The sequence below is a fragment of the Sphingorhabdus sp. EL138 genome, assembly GCF_945882965.1.
Lineage (GTDB): Bacteria > Pseudomonadota > Alphaproteobacteria > Sphingomonadales > Sphingomonadaceae > Sphingorhabdus_B.
In genome coordinates this window covers 15,309-30,172 of the sequence record NZ_CAMCWY010000011.1, presented here as the reverse complement: position 1 = coordinate 30,172, position 14,864 = coordinate 15,309, and the positions used below count along the sequence as shown (strand labels likewise).

Genomic DNA, 14,864 nt, shown 5'->3' with positions numbered 1-14,864 from the left:
CCTTCGCGTCTTTGTGTGATACAATAACGGGCGCAACGCGGCCCCCCACTCACAGCACACTCTGGCTACACCCTCAACCCGCCTTGCGCTTAGTCACCTGATGATAAACCAACACAATCACCGCGCCGATGGCAAGGCCGACGACGCCGCTCATCGCCGCATCGGCGACCCAGGCCAAGGCGCCTTCATATAGGCCCAGAAACTCTGCGGGGTGGATGCCAAAGCCGTGGACGATGATCTGCCCGCCAACCCACAGCATTGCGGCGGTGCCGATGGTCGACAGGGCGGCGAGCAATTTGGGCATGCCTATGACAAGCGCGCGGCCAATGGCTTGCGACCCGGCGTTTTCGCGTCCCGCCAACTTCAATCCGATATCGTCCATTTTCACGATCAGGCCAACGACGCCATAGACCCCGATGGTGACAATGATGGCGACAAAGGCCAATGTCCCCGCCTCCAACCAGATCGATGTTTCGGCAAGGCCCTTCACTTCATTAAGGGCAATCGCCATGATTTCGGCGGACAGGATGAAGTCGGTGCGGACCGCGCCCTTGACCATCACGGCCTCATGTTCGGTGCTGGTCAGCTCCGCAAGCTCCTCGACTAAGCTCACTTCTTCATGCGGGGCAATTTTTTCCCACACTTTCTCTGCGCCCTCAAAACATAAATATGCGCCGCCGAGCATCAATATCGGCGTGATCGCCGATGGCAGGAACAGGCTTAGTAACAAAGCGACCGGCAAGATGATCACCAGCTTGTTAAAAAACGACCCCTTGGCAATGCGCCAGATGATCGGCAATTCGCGGTCAGGGGTAAAGCCCGTGACATATTGCGGCGTCACCGCCGTATCATCGATAACAACCCCCGCCGCCTTGCTGCCCGCCTTACCCGCAGCGGCGGCAACATCATCAACGGACGCCGCCGCAACTTTTGTAATTGTGGCAATATCATCAAGAAGCGCAGCAAGACCGGAGGGCATGTGGGGGGGTTCCTTGGCAAGTTTGAGCCTCAGCAGATACCCAGAATCTGCGCTAATTCAAGGCACTTCAATATCGCTTATGCGGCCAATGCGCTTTGCTATATCGGCCTTGCCCAGTTTTGTTTGGCATCTTGCGTTGCGACGAATCCATCGCTACAGACTTGGTCTTTCCGAAATAGGAACCTATATCGCTCTCGACCCGCCGGTCGGAGCGCTGGCGGCTATCCTCGGGATCGAACAGGAAGAAACGATATGGCAAAGAATAGCCCCGGTGAATTCATCCGTCAGGTACGGACCGAAGTCGGCAAGGTCGTATGGCCCTCCCGCCAAGAAACCGTGCAGACCGCGATCATGGTGTTGATCATGACGATCATCTTGGCCATCTTCTTTTTAGGCGTCGACGCGGTGTTTGCCGCAATCGTAAAGGGACTGCTCGCGCTGGCCGAAGGCTAAGCGCAGACCCTACAGAGAGTTTTGGGGAATAGAAATATATTATGGCACGCTGGTACATCATTCACGCTTATTCGGGCTTTGAAAACAAGGTCCGCGACCAGATTCTGGCCGAGGCAGAGCGCATTGGCCTCACGCAGTTGGTCGAAGCCATCGAGGTTCCAACCGAACAGATCACTGAAGTGCGGCGCGGTAAGAAGATTAAGGCCGAGCGCAAATTCTTCCCCGGCTATGTTCTGGCAAAGTTGAACATGAACGACGACGTCTATCACTTGGTCAAGAACACGCCAAAGGTCACTGGATTTTTGGGCGCGGGTAACAAGCCGCAGCCAATCACCGAGGCCGAAGCCGCCCGCATCCTCAACACCAAACAGGAACTTGAAGCCGCGCCCAAGAAGCGCGTTTCGGTCGACTATGAAATTGGCGATCAGGTCAAGGTGCTTGGCGGACCATTTGCAAGCTTCAACGGCTTGGTCGAAGAACTCGACTTCGACAAGAACCGCGTCAAGGTATCCGTCAGCATCTTCGGCCGCGCAACACCGGTCGAGCTGGACTTTGAAGAAGTTGAATTGATGAAGTGACGGTCCCCCCGACCGTCACGCATCCAACCGTCACCCTGAACTTGTTTCAGGGTCCATTTCTCGTCCCTACCCTTCGGTCTGCTTGGCACTATGGATGCTGAACCAAGTTCAGCATGACGTTGTGGGGAAATGCGCCTCGGCGTCCTCCGCGCCTCTGCGTGAACCCTTTTCCGTCGCCCCCCGGCCGCAGCGCTTGCTTTTCCGGCGCGCTTCACCTAACCGCACCCTTCTCCTGATGAGAATCAGCAGAACCGGTGCGGGAGGAAGTCGCCAATGCAATTTGGCGACAACCGTTTGACCGCTTAATTTGACCCGCCGTCGCTGAAGCTTTGGCGGGGAAAGAATGAAAGGACGCCACATATGGCAAAGAAAATTGACGGCTATATCGGCCTGCAAGTTGCTGCAGGTTCGGCCACCCCATCCCCGCCAATCGGCCCTGCTTTGGGTCAGCGCGGCGTGAACATCATGGAATTCTGCAAGCAGTTCAATGCGGCGACCGCCGACATCGAAAAAGGCACGCCGATTCCAACCAAGATCACCGTTTTTTCCGACAAGAGCTTCACCTTCATCATGAAGGCACCGCCCGCGACCTTTTTGATCAAAAAGGTTTTGGGTTTGAAGGCCGGTTCGAAAGAGCCAGGCAAAGTGTCGGCTGGTAAAATTACCCGTGCACAATTGGAAGAAGTCGCGACCATCAAAATGGCCGACCTCAACGCGAACGACATGGACGCGGCCGTAAAAATCATCGCAGGCTCGGCTATCGCCATGGGTCTCGAAGTCGTGGAGGGTTAAGAACATGGCCAAGCTAACCAAAAAAGCAAAGTCGCTCGCGCATCTCGATGCTGACAAATTGTACGGCGTTGATGAAGCGTTGAAGACCATCAAGGAACTGGCGACTGCCAAGTTTGACGAAACGATTGAAGTCGCGTTGAACTTGGGCGTTGACCCCCGTCATGCCGACCAAATGGTACGCGGCATGGTTTCGCTTCCTGCTGGCACCGGTAAGGACATGAAGGTTGCCGTGTTTGCACGTGGCGACAAGGCAACAGCGGCAACTGCTGCTGGTGCGGACAAGGTCGGCGCAGAAGACCTGATGGAAGATATGCTGGCTGGCAATCTCGATTATGACCGCGTCATTGCAACGCCGGACATGATGGGCATCGTTGGCCGCTTGGGTAAGACCTTGGGTCCAAAGGGCCTGATGCCAAATCCAAAGCTTGGCACGGTTACGATGGACGTTGCCGAAGCCGTGAAGGCGGCAAAGGCCGGTCAGGTTGAATTCCGCGTTGAAAAGCAAGGCATCATCCACAGCGGCATCGGCAAGAAAAGCTTCTCCGATTCCGATCTGCGCAAGAATTTCGACGCTTTGGTCGACGCTATCGTCAAGAGCAAGCCAAGCGGATCAAAGGGCAAATATGTCCGCCGCGTGGCGATCAGCTCGTCCATGGGCCCTGGCCTCAAGATCGATCTGACAGACGTCGCCGGCGCGTAACGCGCTTCACAATATGCACAAAAAAGGGGCTGGAGGGAAACCTCCGGCCCTTTTTGTTTAGGTGGCACGCACGCCGCCGACTGCGCCGATTATCGCCGCGACCTCCATGCCCCACCCTTGCGTCGCCTCAGCGCAGGCTGGGGCCCATCCCGCCCATCGATCAAAAGCAAAGTGCGCAGTCGCAAATAATCAAAGCCATTCAATCTAGCGGAACTATTTCCACAGGCAGATCATCGGCCTTTGCCCGGCGATATTGTTCGGGCCAGTGCGCGAACGGGCGCACCGCACCGGCACTGCGCCATCGTTGGACGCGGGCCAGATCCAGATCGGCATAGACCCATGCCCCCCGCCCTTCTGCCCCTATGGCCAGCACGCCATCATCCGGACTATCGCCATCTGGGGGAACGAAAACACCCGCTGCGCCATAATTTTCGTCGAGCGCAGGTGACCAGGGTGCCATGCCGACCGTTGGCGCTTGCACCACGAAAATCTGGTTTTCCAATGCCCGTGCCTGCGCGCCGATCCGGACCCGATAATAGCCTTGCATACTGTCGGTGCAGGACGGACACAGGATAAGCCGCGCACCTGCGGCGGCCTGCGTCCGCGCGATCATCGGGAATTCGACATCATAACAGGTCGAAATGCCCATCATGCCCAAAGGCGTGCGGAAAACGCGCAAGTCTGTCCCGCCCTTAATGTCCCAGGATTCTCGTTCAAAACGTGTCATCATGATCTTGTCCTGATGTCCACTCTGCCCGTTGGGTAGATATAAGCTTGCCCGGTTGACGACCCTTCCGTCATCCAAAGCATGCGGGCGTGTTCCGCCAAGCACTGTGACGCCAAACTTTCGCGCCAGATCGGTATAATGGGCATCAATCTGCGGCCCCAGCGCCACCACCGCGCGCAAGGACGCGTGCAGGTCACTGGCGGTTGGTTTGTCGATCGCAGCCAGTTCCATCGCCGCATATTCGGGATATACCAAAAGCTGCGCGCGCTGCGCTAACGCATCGGCCGTCCAAGCCGCGACTTTGCCTTGCCATTCGACGAAGCTCGTTGGTTGCCCAATGGGATATTGGGCGGCAGCAATGCGAACGGGCGCGGTCACAGGTCCCGCATCCAAAATTGCATCTGATGCGGGCTTTCGACCGCATCGCCAAGGTCCAGCCATTTCAGCATAGTTGTCAATCCCTCCACTGGTGCATAGCCGCGCGCCCGCCAAAAGGGAGAGAGGTCGCGGGGCGAATCCGGGCGCATAGGATGATCCTCTCGACGGATCACGGCACAAAAGCTGGCTTGAACCGCGCCTGCGGCCCGTGCCGCCGTCTCACGCGCGTCGAAAAATTGATGGCCGATACCCTGTCCGTGATGATCGGGGAGCAAAACCGACTCCCCGAAATAGAATATCCGCGCGACATCCATCCCGTGGGCCCGCAAGGGTAACTGAAATTCTGGCTTCTGACCTGCCATTGGGGACGCGGTTGCCGCACCGACCACCGCATCGCCATCATGCGCAACGATCAGCACCGCGCCGGGTTCGCGGATAAACTCCGCAAGATATGCCGCTTCATAATCCGCCGTGCCGTCGTACAGATAAGGCCAAGCCCGAAAAATGCGTATCCGCAGATCGGAAAGCGCCGGAATCGCCGCGTGGCGCTCGTGCGGATCTGTCAAACTGCGGACGCGGATCGTCATGAAACCTGCGCGATCCAGTCGGTTAAATTATAATAGACCGACACGCGCGCAATCTTTCCTTCAGTAATATCAAAAAAGCCGCCCGCCGGCAAAACATAGCTTTGTCCATGTGCAGGCGGGAAACCTTCGTCGGCGAACTTATACACGCCATGCACCATGAATTCGGCTGCGGCGCGGGTCCCGTCCGTGCTGGTCATGACAATGATGTCCTGCAACTGTTCGCTATAGGCATGGTCCATCCGCCCCAGAAAAGCGCGGAACGCATCCTTGCCGGTTTCGCGCGCACCCTGATTGATATGATGCGCCACATCGTCTGTTAGGCAGGCCAATATAGCGTCAATGTCCATAGCGTTAAACGCGGCATAATAACGCTCTATCAGCGCCATAGTATTTTCACGGACATCAGGCATATCTGCTCCTATCTTGCGTTGAATCTTTAGAACGACCTGATTAAATTAGCGCGGCAAAGCCTGTCCAGTAAGATAAATTATCCAAAGATACACAAGTTTTAGGCTGGCCAGTGCATTTGTCCTACCCAAATCACCAAACCCCAATCCACCAAAAACCCCTTTCCTAAAACCTATATGGTGATTTATATTTCATATTCTATCCAATAAAGGAAAGAACATGAATAATGAATGGCTGCAAATACAAGCGAACAACGGCGTGTGTGAGATTGGTACTGAACTGGAACACGACCCCGACATGACCGAAATCCGCAATGATTATCGGTGGACCCCCCAAGTGCCAGCGCGCTTTTTTGGAGGCGCTTGCCTATGGCGGCAGCGTCCTGCGCGCGGCGAAGCATGTGGGTAAGTCGCCGCGATCGGCGTATAATTTGCGCTTGCGCGGGACGGCGCGGCTTTTGCTTTGGGCTGGGACGCAGCAATTTTGGTGTCGCGTTATGCGTTGCAGGACATGCTCATGGACCGCGCGGTGAACGGCTATGAGGAAATTTCGACCAAGCAGGAGGATGGCACAACATTGCGCGGGCGGTTTGACAACCGGTTGAGCAAGGGCCTGCTTGACCGGCTGGATCGTTTGGCCGACGCGCAGGCGGTGCGGGGCAGCCGGAACGCGCATATACAATGTATCGTGCAGGATTTTGAAAGCTTCCTCGACCTGATCGAAGATGGCGGCACGGGGGCGCAGGCCGCTTCGTTTTGCGCCGCGCGCGACGATGGTCCCGCGCCCGAAGTTTCTGGCGCGCACAATGCCGCATTTGGGTGTGAACTTGGTAGGATTTCCGCCAGTGAAAGGGCCGTGCCAGACATTTTGGATGAAGAACCTGCTGTCGCCGCCAACCGGCTTGGCGTGTGGTTTGACGAGGTCGCGCGTGAATGGCGGACAAATTGCCCCAAGCCCGATGGGCACGACGGCGAAATTGTGACCGCCATCGGCTTTTTTGGCGATATGGATTATGAACGGTCGCTTACCTTTGACGATGAGGTCGCCCATTTGGCGGCGTTGCAACGCAAAAGGCAGCCATGGATCGACGCTGCGGCCAAGGCGCGCGATGCCTGGTTCGGCGAGAAGATGGCAGCGTGAGGGTGCTTTTCCCGCATCCTCCGCATGAAACTGGGATGGGGAAGATACAGCGGCGCGAACCCTTGACTCTGGGCCCAACCCTGCTAGTTGCACCCCTGTTCGGTGGAGCGACGGCTTCACCGGCAACCGTCCGAGACAGTTGGTGAGCGGAATTTGCCGTTCTTAATGCCCAGCCTAGACGGGGATAGAGATTTCAGGATTGGCTTTGCCATCCTTCGCCACTGCTCCGACAATATGTCGTGTGCGTTCGGCATGAAACTTCCCCACGGACCAAGTCAGCGTTAGTGCCCATCCGGGTGCTTCGCTTTTCGTGTTGGGCTTGCCCGGTTCGCCGGGACAGCCCGAATAAGGAGTAATGCATGAACCGTTCTGAAAAGACCGAAACAGTTGCATCGCTGAACGCCACTTTTAATGAAGCGGCGGTTGTTGTTGTTACCCGTAACCTCGGGTTGACAGTTGCACAATCGACCGACCTTCGTTTGAAGATGCGTGATGCGGGCGCAAGCTATAAGGTTGCCAAGAACCGTCTTGCCAAAATCGCCCTTGAGGGAACGTCTTATGGTGCATTAGCAGAATTGCTAACCGGACCTACGGCGCTCGCCACATCGTCGGACCCGGTCGCTGCTGCAAAGGTTGCGATCGAGTTCGCCAAGACCAATGACAAATTAGAAATTGTCGGCGGTGCGATGGGTGACACTTTCCTTGATGTAAACGGTGTAAAGGCGCTGGCTTCATTGCCATCGCTCGATCAACTGCGCGCGACGATTATCGGGCTTGTACAAGCACCGGCAACGAAGATTGCGCAATTGACGACCGCACCGGCTGCGAAATTGGCACGCGTTTTTGGTGCCTATGCTGACCAAAAGGCAGCGTAACTTTTTACATGAAACCGGCTGCGTCCATTTGGACGAGCCCTACAGATATGACAGAAAATCGGAGTGTTATTTAAATGGCTGATATTGAAAAGCTCGTAGAGCAACTCTCAACCTTGACCGTTCTTGAAGCGGCTGACCTTGCAAAGGCTTTGGAAGAAAAGTGGGGCGTTAGCGCCGCTGCTGCTGTTGCCGTTGCTGCGCCTGCTGCTGCTGCTGCTGTTGAAGAGCAGACTGAATTTGACGTTATCCTGACCGGCGACGGCGGAAACAAGATTGCAGTCATCAAGGAAGTCCGCGCAATCACTGCACTTGGTCTGACCGAAGCAAAGGCTCTTGTTGAGTCCGCGCCAAAGGCGATCAAGGAAGGCGTGAACAAGGCAGAGGCCGAAGACATCAAGGCGAAGATCCTTGCTGCCGGCGGAACCGTCGAACTGAAGTAACGCCAAGGGCGGCATCCTGAACTTGGTTCAGTATCCATGCCTTTGAGACAAAATGGGCGGCCTAGAAATGGGCCGCCCTTTTTGTGGCAAAGGCGCACATCAACACGTCGCCGGATTTCCTTGAAATCATGCGCAGCAACAGGCAGTCATGGGGCATGAATGATAACGCAGACCTCGCGGCACTGATCCGCAACATTCCGGATTATCCCAAGCCGGGGATCATGTTCCGGGACGTGTCCAGCTTGCTGCTTGACGCACGTGGATATCGCATGACCATTGACCGGATCGCGGCCTTGGTCGATCCAGATACACAGTTGGTTGCCGGTATCGAGGCGCGCGGCTTCATTGTGGCGTCGGCGCTGGCTTATGTCCTTGGCCTTGGGCAATTGATGCTGCGCAAGCCGGGCAAGTTGCCTGGTGACAAAATTGGCACTGATTATACCTTGGAATATGGGACCGACCGCATCGAAATGCATGTCGGTCATGTCCAGCCGGACCAAAAAGTGCTGCTGGTCGATGATCTGATTGCCACAGGCGGCACCGCCCTTGCTGGCGTCGACCTCATCCGGCAAGGCGGCGGGAATGTGGAACAGGCCTTGTTCATTGTCGATTTGCCAGACCTTGGCGGCGCAGAGAAATTGCGGGCGCAAAATATGCGCGTTGACGCCCTCATTGGCTTTGACGGTGACTAGGGTCAGGGTTGCGGATAGCGGCTGGCGCAGGTTCGTATGGCCGATGGTTCGGGCCGCGCGCCGCTGACTTCAAACCGCGCGATATAGCCGCCAAGCTTCAATTGCTCACTAAAGCTCGTCAGGCGGTAGCCAACCGCGTCAAATTCACAGAATAAAAGCTTTGGCGGGATGCCGTGCCGATCCGTCGCCCGGTCGCGATCAACGACGATGACTTCCCCGCCCTTTGCCAGCGCCGGGCGCATCCGCCATAAAAACGCATAAGGCTCTTCAATTTCATGATACATATGCACCATGAATATCCGGTCAAAGCTGTTCTGTGGGAGGCGGGGATCATCGACCGCACCTTCCTTGATCGCCACATTGTCAAGCTGCTCGCGGGTCACGCGCTCGCCCAAACGATCAAGCGCGCCGCGATTGATATCCTGCGCCAAGACACGGCCTTTGGGGCCAACGCGCTCGGCAAGGCGGATGGTGTAATAGCCCTCACCTGCGCCAATGTCGGCGACGGTGGTTCCCAACTGAATGCCTGCCCAATCCATTACATATTCGGCTTCGCCCGCCTCGTCACGCGCGGCTTCGGTCGAAAATTCCGTATCGCCAATGGCAGATACCGTGCGGTCCGGGCGGGGGAATTCCGGTGCAGTTGCGCTTTGCCCGCCACCTGCGCTTTCGGTACAACCGCCCAAAAGCGACAGCCCAAGCATCAGCGCTGCTAGCTTATGGGTTATGACGTTCCGTAGCACCGCTGCCGCGTCTCAGGATTCAGCAAGCGCCGTCGGCGGATTGGCGGATTGGCTGTCGAACGCCATAAAAACGCCCTTCACCCAATCGGGCAAAGGGATAGGGCGATGCACATCAAGGTCCACATGCACGCTCACCATATCCACCGTCGCACGCAAATCGTCCGAACCATCGTCAGTGAGGCCATGAATTTCGACCATCTGCGTCATGCTTGTACGCCCCGTTGCGATGGTCCGCGCCATCACTTCAATCATCTCATCGGGCTTGATCGGTGCAAACCACGTCACGGTGGCTTTCTTCACATGAAATTCCATCGGTGCACCATCGGCATATTCCCAAAACTTCACCGCGCGCCAATATTCAGTGATCGCGACATCTGCATAATCCAGATAGCGGGCGTTGAAGACAACGCCTTGCGCATCGGTTTCCGACCAGCGCACGCGCAAGCTATGATGAAAAGCAAAATCGCCACGTGCCATGTCAAATCGCCTTGGACTGTGCAGGGGTGTTAACACCCATGGATTGCAAATAGCGTTTCACATTGCGCGCAGCCTGCCGCAACCGGTGTTCGTTTTCGACCATCGCAATGCGGACATAACCTTCGCCATCTTCGCCATAGCCAACGCCCGGCGCGACCGCGACCTTCGCCTCAGTGAGCAACTGCTTGGAAAATTCAAGACTGCCCAAATACGCGAGCGCCGGCGGCAAGGGTGCCCAGGCAAACATCGACGCCTTAGGTGGCGGAATATCCCACCCGGCCCGTCCAAACGCTTCGACAAGTATATCGCGGCGTTTGTGATAAAGCTGGCGGTTTTGTTCAACAATGTCCTGCGGGCCATTGAGCGCGGCGCAGGCTGCGGCCTGAATGGGTGTGAAGGCACCATAATCAAGATAGCTTTTCACGCGGGTCATCGCCGCAATCAGATCGCGGTTGCCCACGGCAAAACCGACGCGCCATCCGGCCATGGAATAGGTTTTGGACAGGGAAGTGAATTCCACCGCAACATCCTTACCGCCCTTGACCTGCAAAATCGACGGTGTCGGGTTGCCATCAAAATAGAGTTCGGAATATGCAAGGTCGGACAGTATCCAGACCTTGTTCTCCTTCGCCCATGCGACCAGCCGTTCGTAAAACGCCAGATCAACGGTCTCAGCGGTCGGATTTGACGGATAGTTTACAACCAATATCGACGGACGCGGAACGGTGAAGGCCATGGCACGCTCAAGCGAGCGGAAGTAATTTTCGTCGGGCGTGGTTGGCACCGAACGGATTGTCGCGCCTGCAATGATGAACCCAAAGGTGTGAATGGGGTAGCTTGGGTTCGGCGCCAGAACAACGTCGCCCGGCGCGGTGATGGCGGTGGCTAGACTTGCCAGGCCTTCTTTAGAACCCATTGTCACGACAACTTCATGTTCGGGATCAACATCGACCCCGAAACGCCGCCCATAATAATTCGCCTGTGCTTTACGAAGCCCTGGAATACCCTTGGAGGCGGAATAGCCATGCGCATCGGGCTTCTGCGCCACTTCGCACAGTTTTTCGATCACATGCGGCGGCGGCGGCAAATCGGGATTACCCATGCCGAGGTCTATAATGTCCTCACCCGCGCCGCGGGCTGCCGCACGCATCGCGTTGACTTCAGCGATGACATAAGGTGGCAGGCGCTTCATGCGGTAGAATTCTTCGGACATTGGTTCCCGTTTCCGGTTAGTTAATTACAGAACCGCCCTCATGCGCGAAGTTTTCGTGCATTTCCACAAAAAGCTATTGGCGCACACATTAGCGCGGCCGATTGCCCTTTGCCTTGTGCTTTACACCATGCTTTGATGGAGGTGGACCATCTTTGCGGAACGGACGCGCGCCATCACGACTTTGTCCGCTACTACGTGGTCCGTCACTGCGGAAGTTACCGCCGCGTGGTGGACCATCGCCGCGTGGATTAACGCCCAGTTGCGAACGCTGTGGACGGTCGCCATCGCGGCTCATACGTTTGTTTTCCCGCGCCGCTTCACGCGGTGGGCCATTGGCTTGCACGATTTCGACGTCATTGTCTTCGTCATGCCCCCGTTGCGCAATGGCTTTGGTGAACTTGGCCACAGCAGCCACCGCAATGCCGACATGGGTTTCATTCGCGGCAATGCGGATTGCACCAATGTCGTTCTTGGTCACGCCGCCACGACGGCACAACAATGGCAATATCCATTTGGGGTCAGCATTGTTACGGCGACCGACGTTCAGCTTGAACCAGACGGAATCGTCGAATCCTGCACGATGGTCGTCGCGTGGTCGTTCACGGCTACCGTCATCCAGCAGATCTTCGGCTTGCGGCATCTTGGCACGATGCACACGCACCAAAGCAGCCGCGATGTCTTCTGCAGACATTGTCTCAAGTAATTTTGCACCCAGAGCGCGGTCTTCGTCCTCAACCTCAACTGGGGTCAACAGCGTTTCAAGCAGACGATCATGGTCCTTGGCGCGGATATCCGCAGCGGTTGGAACCTTTATCCAATCCGCCTCGATCTTTGCACCGCGCAGCATGGATTCAACGCGCTTGCGGCGCTGATATGGCACGATCAGCACAGCGGTCCCCTTGCGACCAGCACGACCAGTTCGTCCAGACCTATGCTGAAGCCCTTCTGCATCACGTGGCAGCTCCACATGCACAACCAACGATAGGTTCGGCAAATCGATGCCGCGTGCAGCGACATCGGTTGCGACGCAAACGCGCGCCCGCTGGTCACGCAAAGCCTGAAGCGCCTGGTTCCGCTCGGACTGCGAATGCTCGCCCGACAAGGCAACGACGTTAAAGCCACGCTCGGTCAGACTGGCGTGCAAGCGGCGGACATTTTCACGTGTCGCGCAAAAAAGGATTGCGGTTTCGGCTTCATGCAAACGCAGCAAATTGACCACTGCATTTTCAATGTCCGGTGGAGCGACCGTAACCACTTGATAGCTGATGTCGCCATGGCCGCGGTCTTCGCCAACGGTCGAGATTCGCAGAGCATCGCGCTGATACCGTTTTGCCAGCGAAACAATAGGTTTTGGCATCGTGGCCGAGAACAATAATGTCCGCCGGCCTTCCGGCGTAGCGTTCAATATTTCCTCAAGCTCTTCACGAAAGCCCATGTCGAGCATTTCGTCCGCTTCATCCAAGATCGCGACTTTCAAAGCCGACAGGTCAAGCGCGCCGCGCTCCAAATGGTCGCGCAGTCGTCCGGGGGTGCCAACAACAATCTGCGCGCCTTGGTTCAAAGTGCGGCGTTCTTTCGAAGCGTCCATGCCGCCAACACAGGTCGCAATACGCACACCGGCTTTTCCATAAAGCCACATCAATTCGCGACTCACCTGCAAGGCAAGCTCGCGGGTCGGGGCGATGATGAGCGCAGCAGGCTCGCGTGCGAGGCTAACCAGCCCGCCATCAAGGATTTGGGGGGCCATAGCGAGACCAAAGGCCACGGTCTTGCCCGAGCCGGTTTGTGCCGACACGACCAAATCGCGCCCTATGGCTTCCTCTGCAATAACAGCGTCCTGAACAGGGGTGAGCGTGGTATAGCCACGCGCGGTGAGCGCTTCATCGAGAAGCCGAGGAATATTTACAAATGTCATTATCCCGCGCCTTTGCGCTCTTTTTTACGCAATGTCCATGCTGCGCCGCACAACAAAACAATCTTCGACAATTTCATTTGCTTTGATATGCCTGTCAATATGGCCGACTCATCTGAAATCCCGCCTTTTATGGACCCTAAGCAGTTCATGAAGTTGTTTGAACAAGCCGCCGTGGCCACGACCGACCCTTTAAAGGCCTATCGGGCGGCGTTGGATGCTTGGGGAACGGTGTTGGAACCATTGGCCAAAGCTGGCCGTGACAAGGTCGATACGACAGATCGCCGTTTTGCCGCGCCGCAATGGGAGCATCCCGTATTCGACTTGGTCCGTCAAAGCTATCAGGTCATGTCCCAACATATGTTGGCCGCAGCGGACCAATTGGATGGCTTGCCCGAAAATGACAAAGCAAAAATGGGCTTTGCTCTGCGGAGCATCATCGAGGCGATGAGCCCCGCAAATTCGCCCTTTACCAATCCGGTTGCACTTGAACGCGCCTTGGAGTCCAAAGGCGCGAGCCTGATGTCGGGGATGCAGCACCTGATGCAGGACATACAGCGCGGGCAGTTGACGCATAGCAATTCAGGCGCGTTTACGCTTGGCGAAAACATCGCCGCAACGCCGGGCAAGGTCGTGCACCAAAAGCCTTTGTACCAGCTCATCCAATATAACCCGACAACGGAAAATGTGCTGGAAACCCCGCTCATCATTTTTCCGCCGTGGATCAACCGCTTTTATATTCTCGATCTGACGGCGGAGAAAAGCTTCATCAAATATTGCGTGGACCAAGGCATCACGGTTTTTGTCGTGTCGTGGAAATCGGCAGATGCTTCGATGAAGGATGTTATCTGGGACGATTATATCGCGGCGCAGATCGACGCGATTGATAACGTGCGCGGCGCGCTTGATGTGCCCGATGTCCATACGATTGGCTATTGTGTTGCGGGCACGACCTTGGCGGCAACGCTGGCGATCCTTGCGGCAAACGATGCTGCTGACACAGTGCGCAGCGCGACCTTTTTTACAGCGCAGGTCGATTTCAGTACCAGCGGAGAACTTTTGCATTTTATCGATGATCAACAGATTGCGATGACGGAGGCCCTCAGCGCACCGCAGGGTTATCTGGATGGCCGTTTTCTTGCGCTGACCTTCAACATGCTGCGCGGTAAGGATTTGATATGGTCCACCGTCGTCAAAAATTATCTGCTGGGTGAAGACTATCCTGCGTTCGATTTGTTGCACTGGAATGGCGACGTCACTAACCTGCCGGCCAAATGGCACCGCAACTATCTCGTCGACCTCTATCGCGATAACCGGCTCGTGAAGCCAAATGATTTGTCGGCACTCGGCACCCTAATTGACCTGCGCCTTGTAAAAACGCCGACCTATATTCAGGCCGGCCGTGAGGATCATATTGCGCCAGCTGAGAGCGTCTGGAAACTGCAGGACCATTTCACCGGCCCGACCAAATTCGTGTTGGCAGGCAGCGGCCATATTGCAGGCGTGGTCAATCCGCCTGCGCAAATGAAATACCAATATTGGACCAATGACGCCGCACCAACTTCGCTTAAATCCTTTATTGAAGGTGCAACGGAGACCAAGGGTAGCTGGTGGCCTGATTGGCTTATCTGGCTGACAGAGAAGGGCGACGCACGCGTGCCAGCAACCGGGCCGCGGCAACCGGGCCAAGGCCCGCTGAAGACGCTAGAATCGGCTCCAGGCAGCTATGTGAAGGCACGGTGAGATTCAATTGACGTTTACGTAAACGTC

The 14,864-nt window shown here is 56.3% G+C and carries 18 protein-coding genes; 10 read left to right on the top strand and 8 right to left on the bottom strand.

Annotated features, from left to right (window positions below; genetic code table 11):
- Positions 1–73 precede the first annotated feature (73 nt).
- The gene (locus Q0N43_RS06385) at positions 74–979 is read right to left on the bottom strand and encodes a DUF808 domain-containing protein (protein ID WP_295444152.1); all 906 of its coding nucleotides are present in this window, start codon (positions 977–979) and stop codon (positions 74–76) included.
- 252 nt (positions 980–1,231) lie between these two features.
- On the opposite strand from Q0N43_RS06385, the gene secE reads away from it, so the two are divergent.
- The 4 genes from secE to rplA all read left to right on the top strand — a co-directional run bounded on the left by secE (position 1,232) and on the right by rplA (position 3,502).
- Positions 1,232–1,432 (top strand): preprotein translocase subunit SecE, encoded by a 201-nt coding sequence (gene secE / locus Q0N43_RS06380; RefSeq protein WP_295444150.1) that lies wholly within the window; start codon positions 1,232–1,234, stop codon positions 1,430–1,432.
- Positions 1,433–1,473: 41 nt separating this feature from the next.
- A complete protein-coding gene (nusG, locus tag Q0N43_RS06375) occupies positions 1,474–2,010 on the top strand; it encodes a transcription termination/antitermination protein NusG (RefSeq protein ID WP_295444148.1) in 537 nt (178 codons plus the stop codon).
- Positions 2,011–2,370: 360 nt separating this feature from the next.
- Positions 2,371–2,802: a 50S ribosomal protein L11 gene (gene rplK / locus Q0N43_RS06370; protein WP_295444146.1), complete on the top strand. Its 432-nt coding sequence runs from the start codon at positions 2,371–2,373 to the stop codon at positions 2,800–2,802.
- Positions 2,803–2,806: 4 nt separating this feature from the next.
- Positions 2,807–3,502 carry a 50S ribosomal protein L1 gene (gene rplA, locus Q0N43_RS06365; protein ID WP_295444145.1) on the top strand — a complete coding sequence of 232 codons (696 nt, stop codon included), beginning with the start codon at positions 2,807–2,809 and terminating at the stop codon, positions 3,500–3,502.
- Between the two features lie 199 nt (positions 3,503–3,701).
- Here rplA and Q0N43_RS06360 read toward each other — a convergent pair whose 3' ends face one another.
- Genes Q0N43_RS06360 through Q0N43_RS06350 form a run of 3 tightly spaced genes read right to left on the bottom strand, consistent with a single transcriptional unit; the run spans position 3,702 to position 5,604 of the window.
- Positions 3,702–4,607, bottom strand: a complete 906-nt coding sequence (locus Q0N43_RS06360) for a carbon-nitrogen hydrolase family protein (RefSeq protein ID WP_295444142.1) — start codon at positions 4,605–4,607, stop codon at positions 3,702–3,704.
- Positions 4,604–5,194, bottom strand: a complete 591-nt coding sequence (locus Q0N43_RS06355) for a GNAT family N-acetyltransferase (protein ID WP_295444139.1) — start codon at positions 5,192–5,194, stop codon at positions 4,604–4,606. Before Q0N43_RS06355 ends, Q0N43_RS06360 begins: the two co-directional genes overlap by 4 nt.
- Positions 5,191–5,604, bottom strand: coding sequence for a ketosteroid isomerase-related protein (locus Q0N43_RS06350; RefSeq protein ID WP_295444136.1), 414 nt, complete (start codon positions 5,602–5,604; stop codon positions 5,191–5,193). The genes Q0N43_RS06355 and Q0N43_RS06350 overlap by 4 nt, the downstream gene beginning before the upstream one ends.
- Positions 5,605–5,821: 217 nt before the next feature.
- Between Q0N43_RS06350 and Q0N43_RS06345 the strand changes: the two genes are divergently transcribed.
- From Q0N43_RS06345 to Q0N43_RS06325, 5 genes are all read left to right on the top strand, one after another.
- On the top strand, positions 5,822–6,010 hold the full coding sequence (locus tag Q0N43_RS06345; protein WP_295444133.1) for a hypothetical protein: 189 nt from the start codon (positions 5,822–5,824) through the stop codon (positions 6,008–6,010).
- Positions 6,011–6,064: 54 nt separating this feature from the next.
- Positions 6,065–6,742, top strand: a complete 678-nt coding sequence (locus tag Q0N43_RS06340; protein ID WP_295444130.1) for a hypothetical protein — start codon at positions 6,065–6,067, stop codon at positions 6,740–6,742.
- A gap of 359 nt (positions 6,743–7,101) precedes the next feature.
- Complete coding sequence (rplJ, locus tag Q0N43_RS06335; RefSeq protein WP_295444127.1) at positions 7,102–7,617, top strand: 50S ribosomal protein L10; 516 nt, start codon at positions 7,102–7,104, stop codon at positions 7,615–7,617.
- A 74-nt stretch (positions 7,618–7,691) separates the two neighbouring features.
- Complete coding sequence (rplL, locus tag Q0N43_RS06330) at positions 7,692–8,057, top strand: 50S ribosomal protein L7/L12 (protein WP_295444124.1); 366 nt, start codon at positions 7,692–7,694, stop codon at positions 8,055–8,057.
- 155 nt (positions 8,058–8,212) lie between these two features.
- Entirely contained in the window at positions 8,213–8,749 is a 537-nt protein-coding gene (locus Q0N43_RS06325; RefSeq protein ID WP_295444122.1) for an adenine phosphoribosyltransferase, read from the top strand.
- 2 nt (positions 8,750–8,751) lie between these two features.
- Here Q0N43_RS06325 and Q0N43_RS06320 read toward each other — a convergent pair whose 3' ends face one another.
- The 4 genes from Q0N43_RS06320 to Q0N43_RS06305 all read right to left on the bottom strand — a co-directional run bounded on the left by Q0N43_RS06320 (position 8,752) and on the right by Q0N43_RS06305 (position 13,097).
- A complete protein-coding gene (locus Q0N43_RS06320; protein ID WP_295444278.1) occupies positions 8,752–9,453 on the bottom strand; it encodes a class I SAM-dependent methyltransferase in 702 nt (233 codons plus the stop codon).
- Positions 9,454–9,504: 51 nt separating this feature from the next.
- Positions 9,505–9,969 (bottom strand): thioesterase family protein, encoded by a 465-nt coding sequence (locus Q0N43_RS06315; RefSeq protein ID WP_295444119.1) that lies wholly within the window; start codon positions 9,967–9,969, stop codon positions 9,505–9,507.
- Between the two features lies 1 nt (position 9,970).
- Complete coding sequence (locus tag Q0N43_RS06310; RefSeq protein WP_295444116.1) at positions 9,971–11,182, bottom strand: LL-diaminopimelate aminotransferase; 1,212 nt, start codon at positions 11,180–11,182, stop codon at positions 9,971–9,973.
- A gap of 88 nt (positions 11,183–11,270) precedes the next feature.
- Positions 11,271–13,097, bottom strand: a complete 1,827-nt coding sequence (locus Q0N43_RS06305) for a DEAD/DEAH box helicase (RefSeq protein ID WP_295444113.1) — start codon at positions 13,095–13,097, stop codon at positions 11,271–11,273.
- Positions 13,098–13,196: 99 nt separating this feature from the next.
- Between Q0N43_RS06305 and Q0N43_RS06300 the strand changes: the two genes are divergently transcribed.
- The gene (locus Q0N43_RS06300; RefSeq protein WP_295444110.1) at positions 13,197–14,837 is read left to right on the top strand and encodes an alpha/beta fold hydrolase; all 1,641 of its coding nucleotides are present in this window, start codon (positions 13,197–13,199) and stop codon (positions 14,835–14,837) included.
- Positions 14,838–14,864 lie beyond the last annotated feature (27 nt).

What these genes read in the sequence shown, in the direction of transcription:
- Q0N43_RS06385 (WP_295444152.1), bottom strand. Translation starts at nt 979, where the DNA reads ATGCCCTCCGGTCTTGCTGCGCTTCTTGATGATATTGCCACAATTACA.
- secE (WP_295444150.1), top strand. Translation starts at nt 1,232, where the DNA reads ATGGCAAAGAATAGCCCCGGTGAATTCATCCGTCAGGTACGGACCGAA.
- nusG (WP_295444148.1), top strand. Translation starts at nt 1,474, where the DNA reads ATGGCACGCTGGTACATCATTCACGCTTATTCGGGCTTTGAAAACAAG.
- rplK (WP_295444146.1), top strand. Translation starts at nt 2,371, where the DNA reads ATGGCAAAGAAAATTGACGGCTATATCGGCCTGCAAGTTGCTGCAGGT.
- rplA (WP_295444145.1), top strand. Translation starts at nt 2,807, where the DNA reads ATGGCCAAGCTAACCAAAAAAGCAAAGTCGCTCGCGCATCTCGATGCT.
- Q0N43_RS06355 (WP_295444139.1), bottom strand. Translation starts at nt 5,194, where the DNA reads ATGACGATCCGCGTCCGCAGTTTGACAGATCCGCACGAGCGCCACGCG.
- Q0N43_RS06350 (WP_295444136.1), bottom strand. Translation starts at nt 5,604, where the DNA reads ATGCCTGATGTCCGTGAAAATACTATGGCGCTGATAGAGCGTTATTAT.
- Q0N43_RS06345 (WP_295444133.1), top strand. Translation starts at nt 5,822, where the DNA reads ATGAATAATGAATGGCTGCAAATACAAGCGAACAACGGCGTGTGTGAG.
- rplJ (WP_295444127.1), top strand. Translation starts at nt 7,102, where the DNA reads ATGAACCGTTCTGAAAAGACCGAAACAGTTGCATCGCTGAACGCCACT.
- rplL (WP_295444124.1), top strand. Translation starts at nt 7,692, where the DNA reads ATGGCTGATATTGAAAAGCTCGTAGAGCAACTCTCAACCTTGACCGTT.
- Q0N43_RS06325 (WP_295444122.1), top strand. Translation starts at nt 8,213, where the DNA reads ATGAATGATAACGCAGACCTCGCGGCACTGATCCGCAACATTCCGGAT.
- Q0N43_RS06320 (WP_295444278.1), bottom strand. Translation starts at nt 9,453, where the DNA reads ATGCTTGGGCTGTCGCTTTTGGGCGGTTGTACCGAAAGCGCAGGTGGC.
- Q0N43_RS06315 (WP_295444119.1), bottom strand. Translation starts at nt 9,969, where the DNA reads ATGGCACGTGGCGATTTTGCTTTTCATCATAGCTTGCGCGTGCGCTGG.
- Q0N43_RS06310 (WP_295444116.1), bottom strand. Translation starts at nt 11,182, where the DNA reads ATGTCCGAAGAATTCTACCGCATGAAGCGCCTGCCACCTTATGTCATC.
- Q0N43_RS06305 (WP_295444113.1), bottom strand. Translation starts at nt 13,097, where the DNA reads ATGACATTTGTAAATATTCCTCGGCTTCTCGATGAAGCGCTCACCGCG.
- Q0N43_RS06300 (WP_295444110.1), top strand. Translation starts at nt 13,197, where the DNA reads ATGGCCGACTCATCTGAAATCCCGCCTTTTATGGACCCTAAGCAGTTC.